General features: G+C 69.5%; 10 protein-coding genes and 2 CRISPR repeat arrays. Of the genes, 9 read left to right on the top strand and 1 reads right to left on the bottom strand.

What is annotated here, in order from left to right; translation table 11 throughout:
- Positions 1-70 precede the first annotated feature (70 nt).
- Positions 71-3520: direct repeats of the CRISPR family, unit length 37 nt; unit sequence GCTGCGCCGGGTCTCCGGACCCGGCGAGGATCGCAAC.
- A 104-nt stretch (positions 3521-3624) separates the two neighbouring features.
- Positions 3625-4530 carry a Rossmann-like and DUF2520 domain-containing protein gene (locus ACFHVL_RS06765; protein ID WP_416626241.1) on the bottom strand — a complete coding sequence of 302 codons (906 nt, stop codon included), beginning with the start codon at positions 4528-4530 and terminating at the stop codon, positions 3625-3627.
- Between the two features lie 838 nt (positions 4531-5368).
- On the opposite strand from ACFHVL_RS06765, the gene cas3 reads away from it, so the two are divergent.
- The 9 genes from cas3 (at position 5369) to ACFHVL_RS06720 (ending at position 19140) form a co-directional block, all read left to right on the top strand.
- Complete coding sequence (gene cas3, locus ACFHVL_RS06760; RefSeq protein WP_416626240.1) at positions 5369-7654, top strand: CRISPR-associated helicase Cas3'; 2286 nt, start codon at positions 5369-5371, stop codon at positions 7652-7654.
- Positions 7651-8352, top strand: a complete 702-nt coding sequence (gene cas5c, locus ACFHVL_RS06755) for a type I-C CRISPR-associated protein Cas5c (RefSeq protein WP_416626238.1) — start codon at positions 7651-7653, stop codon at positions 8350-8352. Before cas3 ends, cas5c begins: the two co-directional genes overlap by 4 nt.
- A complete protein-coding gene (gene cas8c / locus ACFHVL_RS06750) occupies positions 8352-10178 on the top strand; it encodes a type I-C CRISPR-associated protein Cas8c/Csd1 (RefSeq protein ID WP_416626237.1) in 1827 nt (608 codons plus the stop codon). The genes cas5c and cas8c overlap by 1 nt, the downstream gene beginning before the upstream one ends.
- Entirely contained in the window at positions 10175-11038 is an 864-nt protein-coding gene (gene cas7c, locus ACFHVL_RS06745; RefSeq protein WP_416626235.1) for a type I-C CRISPR-associated protein Cas7/Csd2, read from the top strand. Before cas8c ends, cas7c begins: the two co-directional genes overlap by 4 nt.
- On the top strand, positions 11035-11679 hold the full coding sequence (gene cas4 / locus ACFHVL_RS06740; RefSeq protein WP_416626233.1) for a CRISPR-associated protein Cas4: 645 nt from the start codon (positions 11035-11037) through the stop codon (positions 11677-11679). Before cas7c ends, cas4 begins: the two co-directional genes overlap by 4 nt.
- A complete protein-coding gene (cas1c, locus tag ACFHVL_RS06735) occupies positions 11672-12709 on the top strand; it encodes a type I-C CRISPR-associated endonuclease Cas1c (protein ID WP_416626232.1) in 1038 nt (345 codons plus the stop codon). The genes cas4 and cas1c overlap by 8 nt, the downstream gene beginning before the upstream one ends.
- A 1-nt stretch (position 12710) precedes the next feature.
- A complete protein-coding gene (gene cas2 / locus ACFHVL_RS06730) occupies positions 12711-13001 on the top strand; it encodes a CRISPR-associated endonuclease Cas2 (protein WP_416626230.1) in 291 nt (96 codons plus the stop codon).
- Positions 13002-13127: 126 nt separating this feature from the next.
- Positions 13128-16875: a CRISPR direct-repeat array (repeat unit 37 nt; unit sequence GCTGCACCGGGCCCCAACGGCCGGTGAGGATCGCAAC).
- A gap of 19 nt (positions 16876-16894) precedes the next feature.
- Positions 16895-17215, top strand: a complete 321-nt coding sequence (locus ACFHVL_RS06725) for an ASCH domain-containing protein (RefSeq protein ID WP_416626259.1) — start codon at positions 16895-16897, stop codon at positions 17213-17215.
- Between the two features lie 173 nt (positions 17216-17388).
- The gene (locus tag ACFHVL_RS06720; protein ID WP_416626228.1) at positions 17389-19140 is read left to right on the top strand and encodes an ABC transporter ATP-binding protein; all 1752 of its coding nucleotides are present in this window, start codon (positions 17389-17391) and stop codon (positions 19138-19140) included.
- The last annotated feature ends 41 nt before the right edge of the window (positions 19141-19181 follow it).

Below are 19181 nucleotides of genomic sequence, written 5' to 3'. Positions count from 1 at the left end.
CCGGGTCTCCGGACCCGGCGAGGATCGCAACGACGAAACCGTCGAGTCGGAGTCGGCGTACCAGGTCAAGGCTGCGCCGGGTCTCCGGACCCGGCGAGGATCGCAACTCGCTCACGGTTTCGCTGGTAGTAGTCGCGGCGGTAGGCTGCGCCGGGTCTCCGGACCCGGCGAGGATCGCAACGACGAAACCGTCGAGTCGGAGTCGGCGTACCAGGTCAAGGTGCTGCGCCGGGTCTCCGGACCCGGCGAGGATCGCAACGCCACGCGCGCGGACGGCAAGGCGCGCGAGGTGGTCGGGCTGCGCCGGGTCTCCGGACCCGGCGAGGATCGCAACTCCGTCGAGCGGCCCGTCACCGACCAGCCGTCCCCGGTGCTGCGCCGGGTCTCCGGACCCGGCGAGGATCGCAACGGTCCCATCGCCCGGTACATCCGCTACACGCCGGGAGCTGCGCCGGGTCTCCGGACCCGGCGAGGATCGCAACAGATCGCGTGCGTGATCACCAACCACGCCACGAACCGCTGCGCCGGGTCTCCGGACCCGGCGAGGATCGCAACGGGCCTGGCGGCATCACCGGATCCTCGCCCTCAACGAGCTGCGCCGGGTCTCCGGACCCGGCGAGGATCGCAACTGGGAAGCCGTTCCAGTAGACTGATCACAAAGGACCCCGCTGCGCCGGGTCTCCGGACCCGGCGAGGATCGCAACTGCTACTCCGACGACCAGCAGATCCGGCGAATGCACGGCTGCGCCGGGTCTCCGGACCCGGCGAGGATCGCAACCCGACGTCGGCGCGGGCGAACGTCGGCGGCTCGATCTGCTGCGCCGGGTCTCCGGACCCGGCGAGGATCGCAACCGACAGGTCGTCGACGGCGATGAACCGGGCGGCGGTCGCTGCGCCGGGTCTCCGGACCCGGCGAGGATCGCAACTACGTACGTACCTCTAGTAACCACAACCCGTTCGGAAGCTGCGCCGGGTCTCCGGACCCGGCGAGGATCGCAACCTTGAGCGTCGGCCTGCCACACCAGTCGCATGGAGCTGCGCCGGGTCTCCGGACCCGGCGAGGATCGCAACGGCGACGGTGGCGGCGCGGTCGACGCCGGGTCCGGGCGCTGCGCCGGGTCTCCGGACCCGGCGAGGATCGCAACGCGGAGTCGCTGTCGGCGGTGTCGTGGTCGATTGCGGTGGCTGCGCCGGGTCTCCGGACCCGGCGAGGATCGCAACGCGGGTGACCGATCCGGCGGTGGTGGGCATGCCCTGGCTGCGCCGGGTCTCCGGACCCGGCGAGGATCGCAACACGTCCGAGTCGACCCGCAGCGAGATGCCGTCGAACCGCTGCGCCGGGTCTCCGGACCCGGCGAGGATCGCAACAGTTCCGTGCCGCCCTGTTGCCGGCTTCCCGGCCGGCTGCGCCGGGTCTCCGGACCCGGCGAGGATCGCAACGACCCGCACCGGCCAGCCGTGCGCCCCGTCCGCCAAAGCTGCGCCGGGTCTCCGGACCCGGCGAGGATCGCAACGGCGCGGCCGGGGTCGGAGGTGGCCAGGAACCCGCGCTGCGCCGGGTCTCCGGACCCGGCGAGGATCGCAACCTGTCCATGGACGCCCAGGACCGGGCGTCCGTGCAGTCGCTGCGCCGGGTCTCCGGACCCGGCGAGGATCGCAACTCTTCAGAAACTTCTCCATCATCAAGGCCGCCGACCGGCTGCGCCGGGTCTCCGGACCCGGCGAGGATCGCAACACCGTCGATGGCCGGCATCAGATGCGGTCGGTGTGCGCTGCGCCGGGTCTCCGGACCCGGCGAGGATCGCAACCACGCCGGTCACCTGCCGGCTCTCGGAGTCGAAGCCGACGCTGCGCCGGGTCTCCGGACCCGGCGAGGATCGCAACACCTTCGCGGACCGTGACACCTACCGCGAGGTGTACCGCTGCGCCGGGTCTCCGGACCCGGCGAGGATCGCAACGACTCGCGGACCGCCGCCGGTAAGCAGGTAGTGACCGGGCTGCGCCGGGTCTCCGGACCCGGCGAGGATCGCAACGAGGACGCCGACGGCACCGAGCGGACCATCCCGCAGGCTGCGCCGGGTCTCCGGACCCGGCGAGGATCGCAACTCCATCGACCGAATCTGGTCGGCCAGCGTGTTCTGGGCGCTGCGCCGGGTCTCCGGACCCGGCGAGGATCGCAACCGGGACAACATGGTCGTGTGGACGAAGGTGATGTGGACGCTGCGCCGGGTCTCCGGACCCGGCGAGGATCGCAACATGGTCCAGTCAGTGCGGCCGACCAAGACGTCTTGGCTGCGCCGGGTCTCCGGACCCGGCGAGGATCGCAACCAGGGCATCCACCGCCGCTACGTCCTGGTCATCCTCGAGCTGCGCCGGGTCTCCGGACCCGGCGAGGATCGCAACCAACTGGGCAGGGAGATGAACGCGAGCCGGTCGGCTGCGCTGCGCCGGGTCTCCGGACCCGGCGAGGATCGCAACACTCCGCTCAGCCATGGCCGCCGCCCACCGGACGAACCGCTGCGCCGGGTCTCCGGACCCGGCGAGGATCGCAACACCCGCGCGTTGAAGGCGATCACCGCGAAGAACATCGAGCTGCGCCGGGTCTCCGGACCCGGCGAGGATCGCAACGCACCCGCCGGCCCGGCCACACCCCGGCCGGGCCACCGTGCTGCGCCGGGTCTCCGGACCCGGCGAGGATCGCAACGGCGTCGACGGGCGCAGCGTCGACGGCTGCGAGCGGAGGCTGCGCCGGGTCTCCGGACCCGGCGAGGATCGCAACCTCACCGGCCCGCCCATCATCGGCGCACTCGCCCAAGCCGCTGCGCCGGGTCTCCGGACCCGGCGAGGATCGCAACACCCGCGAGTGGATGGCGCACTCCGACGTGCAGCTCCGCTGCGCCGGGTCTCCGGACCCGGCGAGGATCGCAACACCGCCGAGGTCCCGGCAGGGCAGGGGCCGTACGCGTTGCTGCGCCGGGTCTCCGGACCCGGCGAGGATCGCAACACCGCGCTCACGATGGGTGTCGACGAGTGGGCCGACCAGCTGCGCCGGGTCTCCGGACCCGGCGAGGATCGCAACCGGGGTGTCGTCGCTGATGACGGCTTCCTGCGCGGGATGCTGCGCCGGGTCTCCGGACCCGGCGAGGATCGCAACGGTACGGTCTGTCCGGCGAGTGGAACGGTGTCGTGCTGCGCCGGGTCTCCGGACCCGGCGAGGATCGCAACAACGGCATGGGTGACGCCGTCGAGCAGGTGTGGGCGGCGCTGCGCCGGGTCTCCGGACCCGGCGAGGATCGCAACGCGTCCGGCCACCACATGCTCGGCACCGACCTGGCCGCTGCGCCGGGTCTCCGGACCCGGCGAGGATCGCAACGCCGCCACCGGCGCGGCCAGGTGCCGACGTTCCGCCGCTGCGCCGGGTCTCCGGACCCGGCGAGGATCGCAACGGATACACCCGCGTGTACGACGAACGCGGCCACCTGGGCTGCGCCGGGTCTCCGGACCCGGCGACGATCGCCGCGACCACGCAGGCCACACCGGCCGCCGACAGACGTGGATCGAGCCGCTGCCCAGGCCGGATGGCCGACCGGCGCACCCTCACCGCCCTGCCCACGAGGCGGCCGTTCACCGGCCGGCGTCGCCGTTGGCTTCCGCTGCTCTTGCCTCAAGCAGCGCGACGACCTCATCGAGCCGGTCGACCTCGTTGAGCGCCGCGCGTCGGGCCCGCGTCGCGGTGACCAGACCAAACTGAAGGTACGCCGGCAGCAGCTCGGGAGCGCGGTCGCGCAACGCCCGTACGTGCGCGTCGATCGTGCCGGTGTCGGCGCGGCGCACCGGCCCGGTCAGCGCCTGGTCGCCGTGGCGTAGTGCGTTCTCCAGCGAGGTACGCACCAGCGGGGCGAGGACGAATCCTGGATCCGGCACGCCGGCCGCAGCCAACGCGTCCATGGCGGCGGCCAGCAGGGTGATCAGGTTGTTCGCCCCGAGGACCAGCGCGGCGTGGTAGAGGGTGCGGTCCTCGTCGGCGATCCACACCGGAACGCCAGCCAGGTCGCGGACCAGTTCCTCGGCGAGCGGCCGGTCGTCCGGCCGAGCAGTGATCGCGTACGCCAGACCAGCGAGATTGTCGGCGTCGGTTGCCAGACCGGAGAAGGTCATCGCCGGGTGGATGGCGAGTGGCACGGCGCCCACGTCGGTCGCTGGTGCGAGGACCGTCAGCCCGCACGCTCCGCTCACGTGCATCACGATCTGTCCAGGCTGGAGGTGCGCGCTCTCGGCCAGCTCGGTGGCGACCGGACCGATGGCGTCGTCGGTGACCGAGAGCAGGATGATGCCGGCACTCTTGGCGATCGTCGGCAGGTCGACCAGCGGGATGTCCGGCAGGACGTCGGCTGCTCGCTGTCTCGACGCGTCCGACCTCGCGGTGATCCCGACCAGGTCGTAGCCGGCACGGACCAGCGCCAGCCCGAGAGCGGTGCCGACCCGACCGGCACCGACGACACCGACCGGCCGGTCCTTTATCGTCGGCACTCGCATCCCTCGCTTCGACCGCAATCATGATCGTCAGCGGGTAGCCCCCGAATGACTTTCGGCTACCGTACCGGACGTGGGTGCGGTACGTAAGCGACCGCGCGTCGTGTGGGTGCCCGGAACTCATGCCGACCATCCGGCGGTGGCGGTGCAGAACGACGAGGAGCCGTTCCGCACCGCCAAACTGCCTATGGCCGCAAGATCCCGTACAGCAATCCGACAGCGATCATGAAGGCCAACACGCCGCTCGGTGGTCCGTCGGTGTGCCCGACGAACAGGCCGATCAGTGTGCTTGCACCCAGGATCACGGCCCATCTCACGGGCAGCCTCGGATCTGGGGAGAGCTGGCCGCTTTCGGCGGGATGAGTGCGCACGGGTAGACTCATGACAGGTCTCCTGTTTCTATGGTCGATAGGAAAGTTGGCCCCGGCGGTCCGCTGTTCCAGCAGCGGACCGCACCCATGAGGGGCTCCGGGGGGCTATGTCCACGGCGAACACAGCGGCAGAAGTTTAGCAAAGCTTTTCCATGATCGACACTCCCTGCGGTCCGATACACATCAACGAAGCTGCTCGCAGATCCGCAAACACTTCAACGAAGCTGCATCGGGTAAGGTGCGGGTGCACCTACGACACTCCTGGGTGTGTGCGGCGCTTCGTGCCGGGGATCGAAACGTTGAAGTGTTTTCGGAAGCATGTGCAGTGATGGGCCCGTAGGTCGAGCCTCGACTCGACCTACGGGCTGATCGAACCCAACCGTTCCGGGTCTTGACGACGCGCGTCGTAGGTGGCTGGATTGGCGGGTCCAACTGCTTCGCGTATGAAATTGTGAGGTGAATTCGTGTCTGGTGAGCGGTTGCTGTGGGCGCATAGTCCAGGTTGGAACAGTGCTCGCTGGCATCGGCTTGAAGATCATTTGCGGGGCACCGCTGATCTGGCCAGACGATTCGCGGCGCCGTTCGGTGGCGGGGAGGTGGCGTACTGGTTGGGTGCCCTGCACGATGTCGGGAAAGCGTCCTGCGCCTGGCAGGATAAATTGACAAAGGTCGCTGACTCTGGCGAGCGGGTCGGAATTGATCATAAGTCGTTGGGCACGCGGATCGCGCACGAACGCGGGCTCGGCGGCTACGCGGGCGCGATCTTCGGCCACCACGGCGGATTGATCGACGCAAGTTCGCTGGGACAGTCCCTCAAGCAGGGCTTCAGCCGCGCCAAGGATGTCGCCTCCGCCGAGGCCGAGTTGCCCCGGCTGCTGCCCGACCTGCCCGCCAACCTGCGGCACACCATCCCCGAGCCGTGGCTGCAGGACCGGCTCGTGGGGGAGATGGCGCTGCGCCTGTGCTACAGCGCCCTGGCCGACGCCGACGGACTCGACACCGGTGCCCACTTCGACGGGCAAGCAGCGCCTCGGGTCCGCGCCGACACCGACTTCGACCACCTCTACCAGCGCTTCGCGCAACGCCGCGCCACCATGCTCGCCGAGCGGAAACCGTCACCCGTGGATGCTCTGCGCGAGTACGTCTACGACCAGTGCCTCAGCTTCGCCGACCAACCGCCCGGCATCTACCGGCTGCCCGCGCCGACCGGTGCCGGAAAGACCCTCTGCGCCGCCGGGTTCGCGCTGCGGCACGCCACGCGGCACCAACGCCGACGGGTCATCGTCGCGGTGCCGTTTCTGACCATTACAGGGCAGAACGCCGCCGTCTACCGTGGCATGCTCGACGAGCCCGGCGCCGAGCCGGTCGTCCTGGAGCACCACAGCCAGGTCAACTTTGACGACGGCGCCGCCGGGCGGTGGGGCCGACTCGCCGCCGAGAACTGGGACGCACCGTTCATCGTGACCACCTTCGTCCGCCTCTTCGAATCGCTGTTCGGCCGCAGGCCGTCCGCGATGCGACGGGTGCACCGGCTCGCCGGCTCGGTCATCGTGCTCGACGAGGTGCAGGCCCTGCCACACGACATGCTGGTGCCGATCCTCGACGGGCTGCGGCTGCTGGTGCAGCACTTCGGCGCGACCGTGCTGCTCTCCTCGGCGACCCAGCCCGAGTTCTGGTCGCTGCCCACCCTGCAGGACGTTGAGTACGTCGACGTCCTGACCGAGGTGCCGGCCGTCGCCAGCCAGCTCAAACGGGTCCGCTACGAATGGCAGCTCGACCCCGCCCCGACACTCGCCGACATCGCCGACCAGGCCGCCGACGCCGTCGACACCCCTGCCGGGCACCCGCCGGCCGCGATGGTGGTCGTCAACACCACCGCCAACGCCCAGGCCGTCTTCGACACCTGGCGCGACAACGGCGACGTCGACCACGCCTGGCACCTGTCTACCCGGATGTGCCCGGCGCATCGGCAGCGCGTACTCGAAACCGTCCGTGACCGACTCACCAAGGACGAGCCGGTCCTGCTGGTCTCCACCCAGCTGATCGAAGCCGGCGTCGACGTAGATTTCGCTATCGTTTACCGGGCGATGGCCCCGGCCGACTCGTTGCTGCAGGCCGCTGGCCGGGCCAATCGGGAAGGCCGCCTCGACCATGGGCGGGTCGTCATCTTCGCCCCGGCCGACGGCAGCGAGCCGCCGACGTACCGCCGGCTCGTCGACAGCGCCGCCACCCACTTCGGACCCGACAAGGCCGACCCCGACGACCCCGACGCGCTCGCCGCCTACTACCGGTCCGTCTACAGCACACTCAACCTGAACGCCTGCGACCACGTCGGCCAGGAAATCCAGCGGGCCCGCGTCGACTGGGCGTACCAGACCGTCGCAGACGGGCCGCTCACCGACAGCGGCCACCGCGAACACAAGCGCGCCTTCCGCATCATCAGCGAGGACGGCATCTCGGTGGTCACCCCACAAGGCGCCGGTACGCCGACCGAACGCGCCCAGGTCCGGGACCTCATCGAGCGGGTACGCACCGCAGCCGTACCCGACCTTCGTGACCTGCGCCGTTTGCAGCCCTACACCACCACCGTCCATCCAAGCGTCCCCCAACGCGACCGTGGGATCCGCGCCCTGATGCTGCCGATCCTCGGCACCGAGGTCCGGGTAGGCGCACTTGTCGAATGGCGCGGCGACTACGACCCGCACACCGGCATGATCTTCGACCCGAAATTGGAGGACTTCATCCTGTGACCACCGAAGTCGTCAATGTGCTGACCCTGCGCCGCAGCGCAGCCGGCGACCTGCCGATCGCCGTCCAGGTCACCGGCGACGCCGCACTCTTCTCCCGCCCCGAGCTGAAAGTCGAACGGGTCACGTACCCGGTGATGACCCCCACGGCAGCGGTCGGCGTCCTCGAATCGATCTACTGGAAGCCCGAAATCCGCTACGAGATCGTCGCCATCGAGGTCCTCAAGCCGATCAGACAGTTCACCATCCGGCGTAACGAGACCACCGACGTAGCCCCGCTCGCCGAAGCGATCCGCGGCACCCGCCGGGTCGACACCGTCGCCCACCGCGACCAACGCAACGCCGTCTGCCTGCGGGACGTCGCGTACCGCATCCACGCCCACCTGCTGCCCGCCGCGCACGCCGACAAGCCGGCCGCCGCGTACCGCGACCAGCTGCGCCGCCGGGTCCGTCGTGGTGCCTGCTTCCAACAGCCCTACCTCGGTACGCGTGAATTCAGCGCCGACTTCAGCTGGCCCGACGACACCCCACGGGACACCACTGTCAACGAAGAAGTCGGTATCATGCTGCATTCGATCCACCGTGACGGCACCGCCCAGCCCCGGATGGAGTGGTTCGCCGCCCGCGTCGCCGACGGAGTCCTCTACGTGCCGCCGCGCGGCATGGAAATGGCGCTGCCGTCGAGCAGCGGGGCTGCCTGATGCTGCTGCAACGCCTCGTCGAGTACGCCGCCACCAGCGACGACGTCATTCCGCCCTTCTACGGCCGCAAACCCGTCCGCCTGATCCTCGACATCGCCGGTGACGGCACCTACCGGGGACAGACCGATACCATCGCGCCGGAGGCCGGTGCCCGCTTCGGCGTCGAACGGCTGGTGCCTGCCGTCACCCGTACCGCCGGGATCGCCCCCGCGCTGGCCGCAGACAACGTCGAATACGTGCTCGGCTGGGTCGCCGACGGCGGCAAGGCCGACCGAATCGCCAAACAGCACGACGCGTTCACCGAGCTGATCCGCGACTGGGCGACCGCCGAACCGGACGGGCCCGGTCCGGCCATCGCCGCCTTCTTCCGGCGCGGCGAACATTGCCGGGTCAAGGAGCCGGCGAAGTGGGGCCGCGCCGACATGGTCGGCTTCCGGGTCGACGACGAGTTCGCCTTCGCGCACGACACCGCCCGTCGCTACTGGGCCACCGTCGCCGCCGGCCGAAAAGGAATCGGCCGGGCCGGCCTCTGCCTCGTCTGTGGCAAGACCGGAGACCTGCTCAAGACCATTCCGCAGCAGATTCCGCAGCGACTTCTGCCCGGCGCTACCCAGGGCGCGTCGCTGGTCAGCGTCAACGAAGCGGTACACGGCTACGAGCTGACCAAGTTCCTCGGGCACACCCCGATCTGCGTCACCTGCGGGCTGACCTTCATGTCCTCGCTGACCGTCCTGCTCGGCGACAAAAGCCACAGCTCCAGCCTGAAAGGCCAGAACGCCCGGCTGACCTGGTGGGTGATCGGCGGGTCGACGTTCGACCCGATGGGTCCGCTCGACCAGGAGGACGAGAAGACGGCGCTGGAGATGATCGTCAGCCCTGTGCGCGGCACCGAAGCCACCGTCGACGACCTGTCGAAGTTCTGCTCGGTCACCGTATCCGGCAACGTGGCGCGAGTCGTCGTCCGCGACTGGATCGAAATGCCGCTGTCGGCGGTCAGGACCAACCTGCGCCGCTGGTTCGACGACCACAAGATCGCCGGCTGGGACGGTGAAACCACCCTCGTCAAACTCGTCCAGCTCACCCGAGTCGCCGGGCGGTGGCAGCCAGGCCGGGGGAGCGGCCCCGGCAGCTGGATCAAGCTCGGTGCCCGAGGTGAAGACCGGCCCGGCGGCCTCTACCACGCCCTGTGGCGGGCCGCGATCCTCGGCGCTCCACTGCCACCCAAACTCCTCGCCCACGTCATCGACCGCATCCGTACCGACGGCCGGGTAGACGCCGCCCGGGTCGCCCTGATCCGGCTCGCCGTCATCCGCCGCCACGGACTTCCCCCGTACTCCGCAGAAAGGCTGACCCCCACGTTGAACGAGGACAACCGCGACCCTGCATACCTGTCCGGGCGGGCCTTCGCCGTGCTCGACGACCTGCAACAGGCCGTCTTCCGCGCCGCGAACCAGCCGCTCAACACCACCTTCGCCGAGCGCTACATGGGCCGCGCGATCACCAACCCACAGGCCGTGCTGGTCAACGGCCGCCGGTCGGCCACCGCGTGGCTGCGCCGGCTGCGCGGCCCGCTCGGCAAACCGGCCTGGGCCGGCGCGTACGCCAACCGGCTCGACGACATCTTCGTCCACATCAACGCCGACACGTCCATCCCCAGCTCAGCGGTGCTGACGCAAAAGGCTGCGTTCGTCCTCGGCTACCACCACCAGCGCGCCGCGATGCGGGCCGAGCGGATCGAAGCCGCCGCGACCAAGAAAAACACCGACCTGCCGCCCGGCCCGGACGTGACGCCGGACGCCGCCGCATCTGAAGGAGACGCCGCATGAGTGACGCCCACCTCGACCCCGCCCGCCGGCACGACGTCGTGATGTTCTTCGACGTCACCGACGGCAACCCCAACGGCGACCCGGACGGCGGCAACCAGCCACGCACCGATGACGAAACCGGCCAGGGCCTCGTCACCGACGTCGCCCTCAAGCGCAAGATCCGCGACACGGTGGCGTTGCTGCGCGGCGACGACCCTCGGTACGGCATCTTCGTCGAAGCCGGTCACGCCCTGAACACCCGCATCGAAGAAGGACTCACCGCCGCCCCCGGCGGGACCGGGAACGCCCAGCAGTGGCTCTGCGACCACTACTTCGACATCCGGATGTTCGGCGCGGTGCTCAACACCGGCGCCAAAGGCGGCGCCGGCCAGGTCCGCGGACCACTCCAGGTCACCTTCGCCCGCAGCATCGACCCGATCCTGCCGACCGACCACGCCATCACCCGCGTTACCCAGACCCGCCAGGAAGACATCGACAAAGGTGAGCGCACCGAGATGGGCTCGAAGTGGACGGTCCCGTACGGTCTCTACCGGGCACACGCCTTCTACTCCGCGCCGCGCGCCGCCAAGACCGGCGTCACCACCGACGACCTCACCGCGCTTTGGCGGGCCGTCACCACGATGTTCGACCACGACCGGTCCGCCACCCGAGGCGAAATGAAACTCTGCGGCCTCTGGATCTTCAGCCACCCCGATGCGCTCGGCGTCGCCCCAGCCGCCAGTCTCGCCAAGCGGATCCAGGTCAGCCGTACCAACCCCGACAAGCCCGCCCGCCAGCACCTCGACTACCAGCGGACTATCGCCGACACTCCGCTGCCCGACGGCGTCCAACTCACCACCAAGGTGGACCTCTGGCTGTGACACCACCCGCTGAGGGCGACAGCGGGATCCGCGAGGTCCCGCTGTCCGCCCTTGAGCACTACGCCTACTGCCAGCGGCAGACCGCGCTCATCCACGTCGAGCAGGTCTGGGACGAAAGCGCGGAGACCGTACGCGGCGACCTGAGCCACACCACTGTCGACCTGCCCGGCGTCACCCGCCGGGCAGGCGTCACCGTCGTACGCTCCCTGCCCGTCGGCAGCGAGCAGTACGGGCTACGGGGTGTCTGTGACGTCGTCGAGTTCACTGGCAAGGTAGCCGCGCCCGTCGAATACAAGGTCGGCCGCTACCAGCCCGGTGGGCCAGCCGAGCTGCAACTCGGCGGCCAGGCCCTGTGCCTGATCGAAGCCGGCTTCGACGTGCCGCTTGGCCACATCTACTCCGTCGCCGAACGCCGACGCCACCCGGTGACCATCGACGGGGCACTTCTCCAGCAGGTCATCGAAGCCGCCGAGGCCGTACGCCGGATCCTCGACAGCCCGACCCTGCCGCTCGCCCGCAACGACAAACGTTGCCGGCGCTGCTCGCTGCGTGACGCCTGCCTGCCCGAAGCCACCGACGGGCGCAGCCGTCCTCTCCTCGAACTGTTCGCCCCGCGACCACTCGGAACCTGGCGTGACTGAACTGCTCAACACCCTGTACATCCAAACCCCCGGCACCAGCCTGCATCTCGACGGCGACACCGTGCGCGCCTTCCATCCCGACGATGATGCCGACGCCAAACCGCGACGGGTGCCGCTCGTGCGCATCGACCATTTGGTCGCCTTCGGCGGAGTCAACGTCAGTCAGGAGTTGCAGCTGCGCTGCGCCGCCGATGGCCGGTCCGTGACCTATATGACGAGCAATGGACGCTTCCGGATGCGCACGGTCGGACCGGCAACCGGCAATCCACTGCTGCGCCAAGCGCAGCACCGCGCAGCCGACGACCCGGCCCACCGGCTCGCCATCTCGGTCGCCATGATCGCCGGGAAGATCCACAACAGCCGGCAGGTGCTGCTGCGTACCGCCCGGGACAGCTCCGGGTTCCGGCAGACCGCGCTGCGCGCCAGCGCCGAACTGATCGCCGGACGGCTCGAACTACTGCGCACCGCTGACAGCACTGGTGAAGTGTTCGGTGTCGAAGGAATCACCGCCCGGGATTACTTCGCTGCTCTGCCGCACCTGGTCACCCAGGCGAAGGAGTGGAAGGTCGCTGGACGCAGCAAGCGCCCGCCCACCGACCCGGTGAATTGTCTACTCTCCTTCCTCTACGGGATGCTGCGCGGTGCCGTGCACGGCGCACTGGAACAGGTCGGGCTGGACCCGTACATCGGGCTCCTACACGGCGTACGCGCCGGAAAGCCGGCCCTGGCACTCGACCTGATGGAAGAGTTCCGTCCCCTGCTGGCCGACCGGCTCGCCTTCACCCTGCTCAACCGACGCGAGCTGGGCATCAAGGACTTCGACCATCTGCCGAACGGGGCATACCAGCTGACCGAGGACGGGCGCAAGAAGGTGTTCACCGCCTGGCAGCAGAGTCGGCAGCGCACCTGGCCGCACGCCTACCTCAGCCGGGAAATCGAGGCCGCGTTGCTGCCGCTCGTACAGGCACGTCTGCTCGCCCGGCATCTGCGCGGCGAACTGGCCGCCTACCCGCCATGGATGGTCAACTGAGATGGATCTGCTGGTCACGTACGACGTCGAGACGACCACGCCAGCAGGAGAGCGGCGGCTGCGCAAAGTGGCCAAGATCTGCGAGGGGTACGGCCACCGCGTGCAGAAGTCGGTCTTCGAAGTCGTCTGCCGGGACGCCGACAAGGTAAAGCTGGTCGCAGCGATCGAGGCCGTGATCGACCCAGCCCGAGACAGCGTACGGATCTACCGCCTGCCGGCGATGGCACTCGATGACGTCGAGCACCTCGGACGGCCACGGGCGATGGACCCGCGCGGCCCGTTCGTGATCTAGGAACCTCCGGTGCACACGAAAACCCGGGGAGGTTCCGAACCACGAAAGTGGGGCAAAATACTTGTACTGGCATGCGTGTCTGGGTCGAAAGCAGCGACGTCCTGCTATCTTCCCAGCTCGCGGGCGGCTGCACCGGGCCCCAACGGCCGGTGAGGATCGCAACTGCTCGAATACGTGTACGACCCCGTCACTGGCCTGGTAGCTGCACCGGGCCCCAACGGCCGGTGAGGATCGCAACATCGTGTCCGGGCAGCGTAACGGCGGTACCGGCACGATCGCTGCACCGGGCCCCAACGGCCGGTGAGGATCGCAACCTCGACTCCGACGCGTGGCCGGTCGCCGACCCGTTGCGCTGCACCGGGCCCCAACGGCCGGTGAGGATCGCAACTAGCCCGCTGGTCGGGTGCGACGTCGGCAAGATCTTGCTGCACCGGGCCCCAACGGCCGGTGAGGATCGCAACCGTAAGTCAAATTCGGAAGATCGTTTCGTAAGGTGGTGCTGCACCGGGCCCCAACGGCCGGTGAGGATCGCAACTTGCCGACCCGCCACGGCTGGTCCCGGTCCCACACGGCTGCACCGGGCCCCAACGGCCGGTGAGGATCGCAACGGCGTCGTCGAGGAGGAGCGGCTGTTGCTCGTCTGCAGCTGCACCGGGCCCCAACGGCCGGTGAGGATCGCAACTACGTGGACGAGATCGACCCCGAGGAGCTGTGGCGATGCTGCACCGGGCCCCAACGGCCGGTGAGGATCGCAACAGCCCTGCGCTTGGAACGATCACGCTCGTAGCGGGCTAGCTGCACCGGGCCCCAACGGCCGGTGAGGATCGCAACAAGGTGGTCGACGGCCGTCCGGTCAACCCCGCCGGCCGCTGCACCGGGCCCCAACGGCCGGTGAGGATCGCAACCCGCAGCCCACATCCCATGGACCCACGAGGACCTACACGCTGCACCGGGCCCCAACGGCCGGTGAGGATCGCAACTTGGCACGATCGTCGTACTCGGTGACGTACTCGGTCGCTGCACCGGGCCCCAACGGCCGGTGAGGATCGCAACCCTTGACGACCAGGTTGGATCCGCCGACCTCGACGAGCTGCACCGGGCCCCAACGGCCGGTGAGGATCGCAACTTCCAAGTGGCGGGCAGGGTGCTCTGCCCTCGTCGCGGGCTGCACCGGGCCCCAACGGCCGGTGAGGATCGCAACGCAGACCAGCTCGACCGACTGTCCCCGGCCACCGTCGCGCTGCACCGGGCCCCAACGGCCGGTGAGGATCGCAACGGCGATGGCGGCCGCTGCTCGGGCGAGGTCCCGCTCGCTGCACCGGGCCCCAACGGCCGGTGAGGATCGCAACACTCATCGCGCTCACCTGCCCGGCGCCGCTGCTCTGCGCTGCACCGGGCCCCAACGGCCGGTGAGGATCGCAACTTCGCCGATCTGCTTCGTGACGTGCACGGGCGGCAGGCTGCACCGGGCCCCAACGGCCGGTGAGGATCGCAACTTGCTGGCACTCAACGCCTTCGAGACCCACGCCGACAAGCTGCACCGGGCCCCAACGGCCGGTGAGGATCGCAACGAACTGCTCGTAGTTGCTCACCTCGTCGTCGGTCAGGCTGCACCGGGCCCCAACGGCCGGTGAGGATCGCAACCCCGCCGGGGAGCCGCCTGCGGGCCGATCCGTCACCGAGCTGCACCGGGCCCCAACGGCCGGTGAGGATCGCAACGACATCCGCACCCCGGTCAGCGGCAGCTCGCCGGCGAGCTGCACCGGGCCCCAACGGCCGGTGAGGATCGCAACGTCGACGACCGCAACCATCAGGGAGCGGTTGCGGTTGGCTGCACCGGGCCCCAACGGCCGGTGAGGATCGCAACGCCACTGCGGCACCAACCTCACCGCCAACGAACGGGCTGCACCGGGCCCCAACGGCCGGTGAGGATCGCAACATCATCCCCGCCGGCCGACCGGGCATGGGCAAGACGGCTGCACCGGGCCCCAACGGCCGGTGAGGATCGCAACAACCGGGCCGGGGACTCCCACGACGTCACCACCTACGGCTGCACCGGGCCCCAACGGCCGGTGAGGATCGCAACGGCTCCTCGCCTGGGTCGACGCTGACCCGGACACCACGCTGCACCGGGCCCCAACGGCCGGTGAGGATCGCAACGACGCATGGAGGCCGAGGATTTGGCCGAGGCGGAGCGGGGCTGCACCGGGCCCCAACGGCCGGTGAGGATCGCAACCACATCCAACGCGAGGATCGCGTCGATGGGGTGGGCGCCAGCTGCACCGGGCCCCAACGGCCGGTGAGGATCGCAACGCCTTGTTGTGGGCTGCTCGACACGGCTCGCAGCGGCAGCTGCACCGGGCCCCAACGGCCGGTGAGGATCGCAACGATCCTCGTGAGGTTACGCTACTAGAGGCGATCATCACGCTGCACCGGGCCCCAACGGCCGGTGAGGATCGCAACACCCCGCCGGCTACCGCCGATTCGAGCCGCCGTACGAGGCTGCACCGGGCCCCAACGGCCGGTGAGGATCGCAACTTGATCAGGGCGTCGCGGCTGGCCTTGACGTCCCACGGCTGCACCGGGCCCCAACGGCCGGTGAGGATCGCAACACCCGAGAGAAAAGGGGCCCGTTGTGGCCGATGAAGCTGCACCGGGCCCCAACGGCCGGTGAGGATCGCAACCGAAGCTCGACCCGCCGTCCGGGTGCGGGTGTTCCAGCTGCACCGGGCCCCAACGGCCGGTGAGGATCGCAACGCCGTACGCCCAGGCGTGTCTGCGGCCCTCGGCCGGTGGGCTGCACCGGGCCCCAACGGCCGGTGAGGATCGCAACGGCGACGGCGGCGTCGAACGCGACCTGCGCCCGCTGCTGCACCGGGCCCCAACGGCCGGTGAGGATCGCAACCGGATGCGACATACGCAGACCTCCTGACTGAGTGGCGCTGCACCGGGCCCCAACGGCCGGTGAGGATCGCAACTACATCTTGGGCGGCGAAGGCGCGGCCGCGCGGTGGTGGGCTGCACCGGGCCCCAACGGCCGGTGAGGATCGCAACGGTGGGTAGCCGCTTGCCAGGCGGGAGTTTGACGACGTTGGCTGCACCGGGCCCCAACGGCCGGTGAGGATCGCAACGCCGTCAGCGTGCCGACCGTGCCCGGTGCCGTGTCCGTGCTGCACCGGGCCCCGACGGCCGGTGAGGATCGCAACGCCACGCGCGCGGACGGCAAGGCGCGCGAGGTGGTCGCTGCACCGGGCCCCGACGGCCGGTGAGGATCGCAACGGTAGGCCAACGATGGGCTGCGCGAACCGGGCTTCGATGCTGCACCGGGCCCCGACGGCCGGTGAGGATCGCAACATCTCCCTGCCCAGTTGGAACGACATGTCCGACCTCGGCTGCACCGGGCCCCGACGGCCGGTGAGGATCGCAACTCCCACACCAGATCCTGTGACATCTGCCAGCCCGCGAAGCTGCACCGGGCCCCGACGGCCGGTGAGGATCGCAACAGGTACTGCTGCTGCGGTTCGGAGATCTTGCTACCCAGCTGCACCGGGCCCCGACGGCCGGTGAGGATCGCAACCAGCCGCCGCGCGTGCCCGGCGTCGACCAGGGCGCGGGCTGCACCGGGCCCCGACGGCCGGTGAGGATCGCAACCTCGACGCGCACCACGAGGTCGCGTCGCTACTCAAGGCTGCACCGGGCCCCGACGGCCGGTGAGGATCGCAACGCGCAGCGCCCGCAGGGTCGCGGGTAGGCGCGGATCGAGCTGCACCGGGCCCCGACGGCCGGTGAGGATCGCAACAGCCCGTCGAAGTCCGTCACCGTGCTGCACACCGCCTAGCTGCACCGGGCCCCGACGGCCGGTGAGGATCGCAACGTCGACAATGGCCCGGTTGATGGTCAGCGACCGCCGCTACTTCGATCTGCTCGCCGCCGGTCGCAAGACCATCGAGGTCCGCGTCCAGTATCCGAACCTGCGCAACCTTGCTCCCGGGCAGCACATTCGGTTTGTGTGTGGCCGTGACGAGGCCCTGACAAAAGTTAAGCGAGTCTCACGGTACGACTCGTTCGAGCAGATGCTCGATGCCGAAGGCGCCGAGAAGGTCAATCCCGACAGCCCTCGACACCAGCAACTTGCCAACATCCGTCGGATCTACGGCCCGGAGAAGGAAGCCCTTGGCGTACTCGCCATTGAGATCGAGCTGATCGGCACCTGACGACACACGGTGAAGCCGACCGCTGCGGCGGCAAAAGGTTCACCGACGAGTGTTGAGGTGGCGGCCGGGCTGACCGTCAGGTGGCCGGCGCGCGCGGTGGCGGTGCGGCTGGGACGGTATCCGGTCGGTATCTTTGCTGATTGGGCGGTCCCGCCGCCCGGACCGGGGGACCCATGCTGATCAGACTTTTGCGGCGCCACCTGCGACCCTACGGCCGCCCGATCGCCATCGTGGTGCTGCTGCAACTCGTCGGCACGATCGCCTCGCTCTACCTGCCCAGCCTCAACGGCGACCTCATCGACCGGGGCATCGCCGTCGGGGACACCGGTCACATTCTGCGGGTCGGCGGCTGGATGCTGGTCGTCACCGCCATCCAGATCGGCTGCTCCATCGCCGCCGTCTTCTACGGCGCGCGTACCGCGATGGCGTTCGGTCGCGACGTGCGTTCGGCGGTCTTCCACCAGGTCGGGCGGTTCTCGGCCCGGGAGGTCGGTCAGTTCGGCGCGCCGTCGTTGATCACCCGCACCACCAACGACGTCCAGCAGGTGCAGATGCTGGTCGTGCTCACGTTCACGATGCTGGTCGTCGCCCCGATCATGTGCGTCGGTGGCATCGTGATGGCGCTGCGGGAGGACTTCGGGCTGTCCTGGCTGATGGTGGTCAGTGTGCCGGTCCTCGGCGTTGCGGTGAGTTTGATCGTGCGTCGGATGGTGCCGCTGTTCCGGGCGATGCAGACCAGGATCGACGCCGTCAACCGGGTGCTGCGCGAGCAGATCACCGGCGTACGGGTGGTCCGGGCGTTCGTGCGGGAGCCGTACGAGACCCAGCGTTTCGGCATCGCAAACACGGAGCTGACCGCGACCGCGTTGCGGGCCGGCCGGCTGATGGCGTTGTTCTTCCCGGTGGTGATGTTGGTGTTGAACGTCTCCAGCGTGGCGGTGCTCTGGTTCGGTGCCGGTCGGGTCGACTCCGGGCAGATCGAGATCGGTTCGCTGACCGCCTTCCTGAGTTACCTGATGCAGATCCTGATGTCGGTGATGATGGCGACCTTCATGCTGATGATGGTGCCCCGGGCGGCGGTCTCCGCCGAACGGATCACTGAGGTTCTCGACACCGAGTCGTCGGTGCTGCCGCCCACCGGGCCGGCGGCCGGTCCGGCGCTGCGCGACGGGCAGCCGGTCCGCGCCGACCTGGAGTTCCGCGCGGTCACCTTCCAGTATCCGGGCGCGGCGGCGCCGGTGCTGCGCGACATCGCCCTGCGGGCGGGGGCCGGTACCACCACCGCGATTATCGGTAGCACCGGCGCGGGCAAGACGACTTTGCTGTCGATGGTGCCCCGGCTTTTCGACGCCACCGCCGGGACGGTGCTCGTCGATGGGGTCGACGTTCGGGAGTTCGACCTGGACCTGCTGCGGCGTCGGATCGGGGTGGTGCCGCAGCGGCCATACCTGTTCACCGGCACGATCGCCAGCAATCTGCGCTACGGCCGATCGGAGGCCACCGACGAGGAACTGTGGGCGGCGCTGGAGGTGGCGCAGGCCCGGGACTTCGTCGAACGGATGCCCGGCGGTCTGGCCGCCCCGATCGCCCAGGGTGGCACCAACGTCTCCGGCGGTCAGCGACAACGACTGGCGATCGCCCGCGCGGTGGTCCGAAGACCGGAGATCTATCTGTTCGACGACTCGTTTTCCGCCCTCGACCTGGGCACCGATGCCCGGCTGCGGGCCGCGCTGCGGCCGGTCACCGCCGATGCCGCTGTCGTGATCGTCGCCCAGCGGGTTTCGACGATCATCGACGCCGACCAGATCGTCGTACTGGAGAACGGGGTGATTGTCGGGGTCGGCCGGCACGCCGAGCTGCTGGCCGACTGTCCGACGTACGCCGAGATCGTGGCGTCCCAACTCACCGTGGGGGTGGGCGCGTGAGCAACTCGCCGGCACCTGAGCAACGGACCCCCGAACGGTTG

Source organism: Micromonospora sp. LOL_023, from assembly GCF_048060115.1.
GTDB lineage: Bacteria > Actinomycetota > Actinomycetes > Mycobacteriales > Micromonosporaceae > Micromonospora_E.
The sequence above is the reverse complement of the archived record's forward strand: the minus strand, read 5'-3'. Positions and strand labels throughout refer to the sequence as shown.

Coding starts and splice junctions, on each gene's coding strand:
- ACFHVL_RS06725 (WP_416626259.1), top strand. CDS start 16,895: ATGGTCAGCGACCGCCGCTACTTCGATCTGCTCGCCGCCGGTCGCAAG.
- cas2 (WP_416626230.1), top strand. CDS start 12,711: ATGGATCTGCTGGTCACGTACGACGTCGAGACGACCACGCCAGCAGGA.
- ACFHVL_RS06720 (WP_416626228.1), top strand. CDS start 17,389: ATGCTGATCAGACTTTTGCGGCGCCACCTGCGACCCTACGGCCGCCCG.
- cas8c (WP_416626237.1), top strand. CDS start 8,352: ATGCTGCTGCAACGCCTCGTCGAGTACGCCGCCACCAGCGACGACGTC.
- cas7c (WP_416626235.1), top strand. CDS start 10,175: ATGAGTGACGCCCACCTCGACCCCGCCCGCCGGCACGACGTCGTGATG.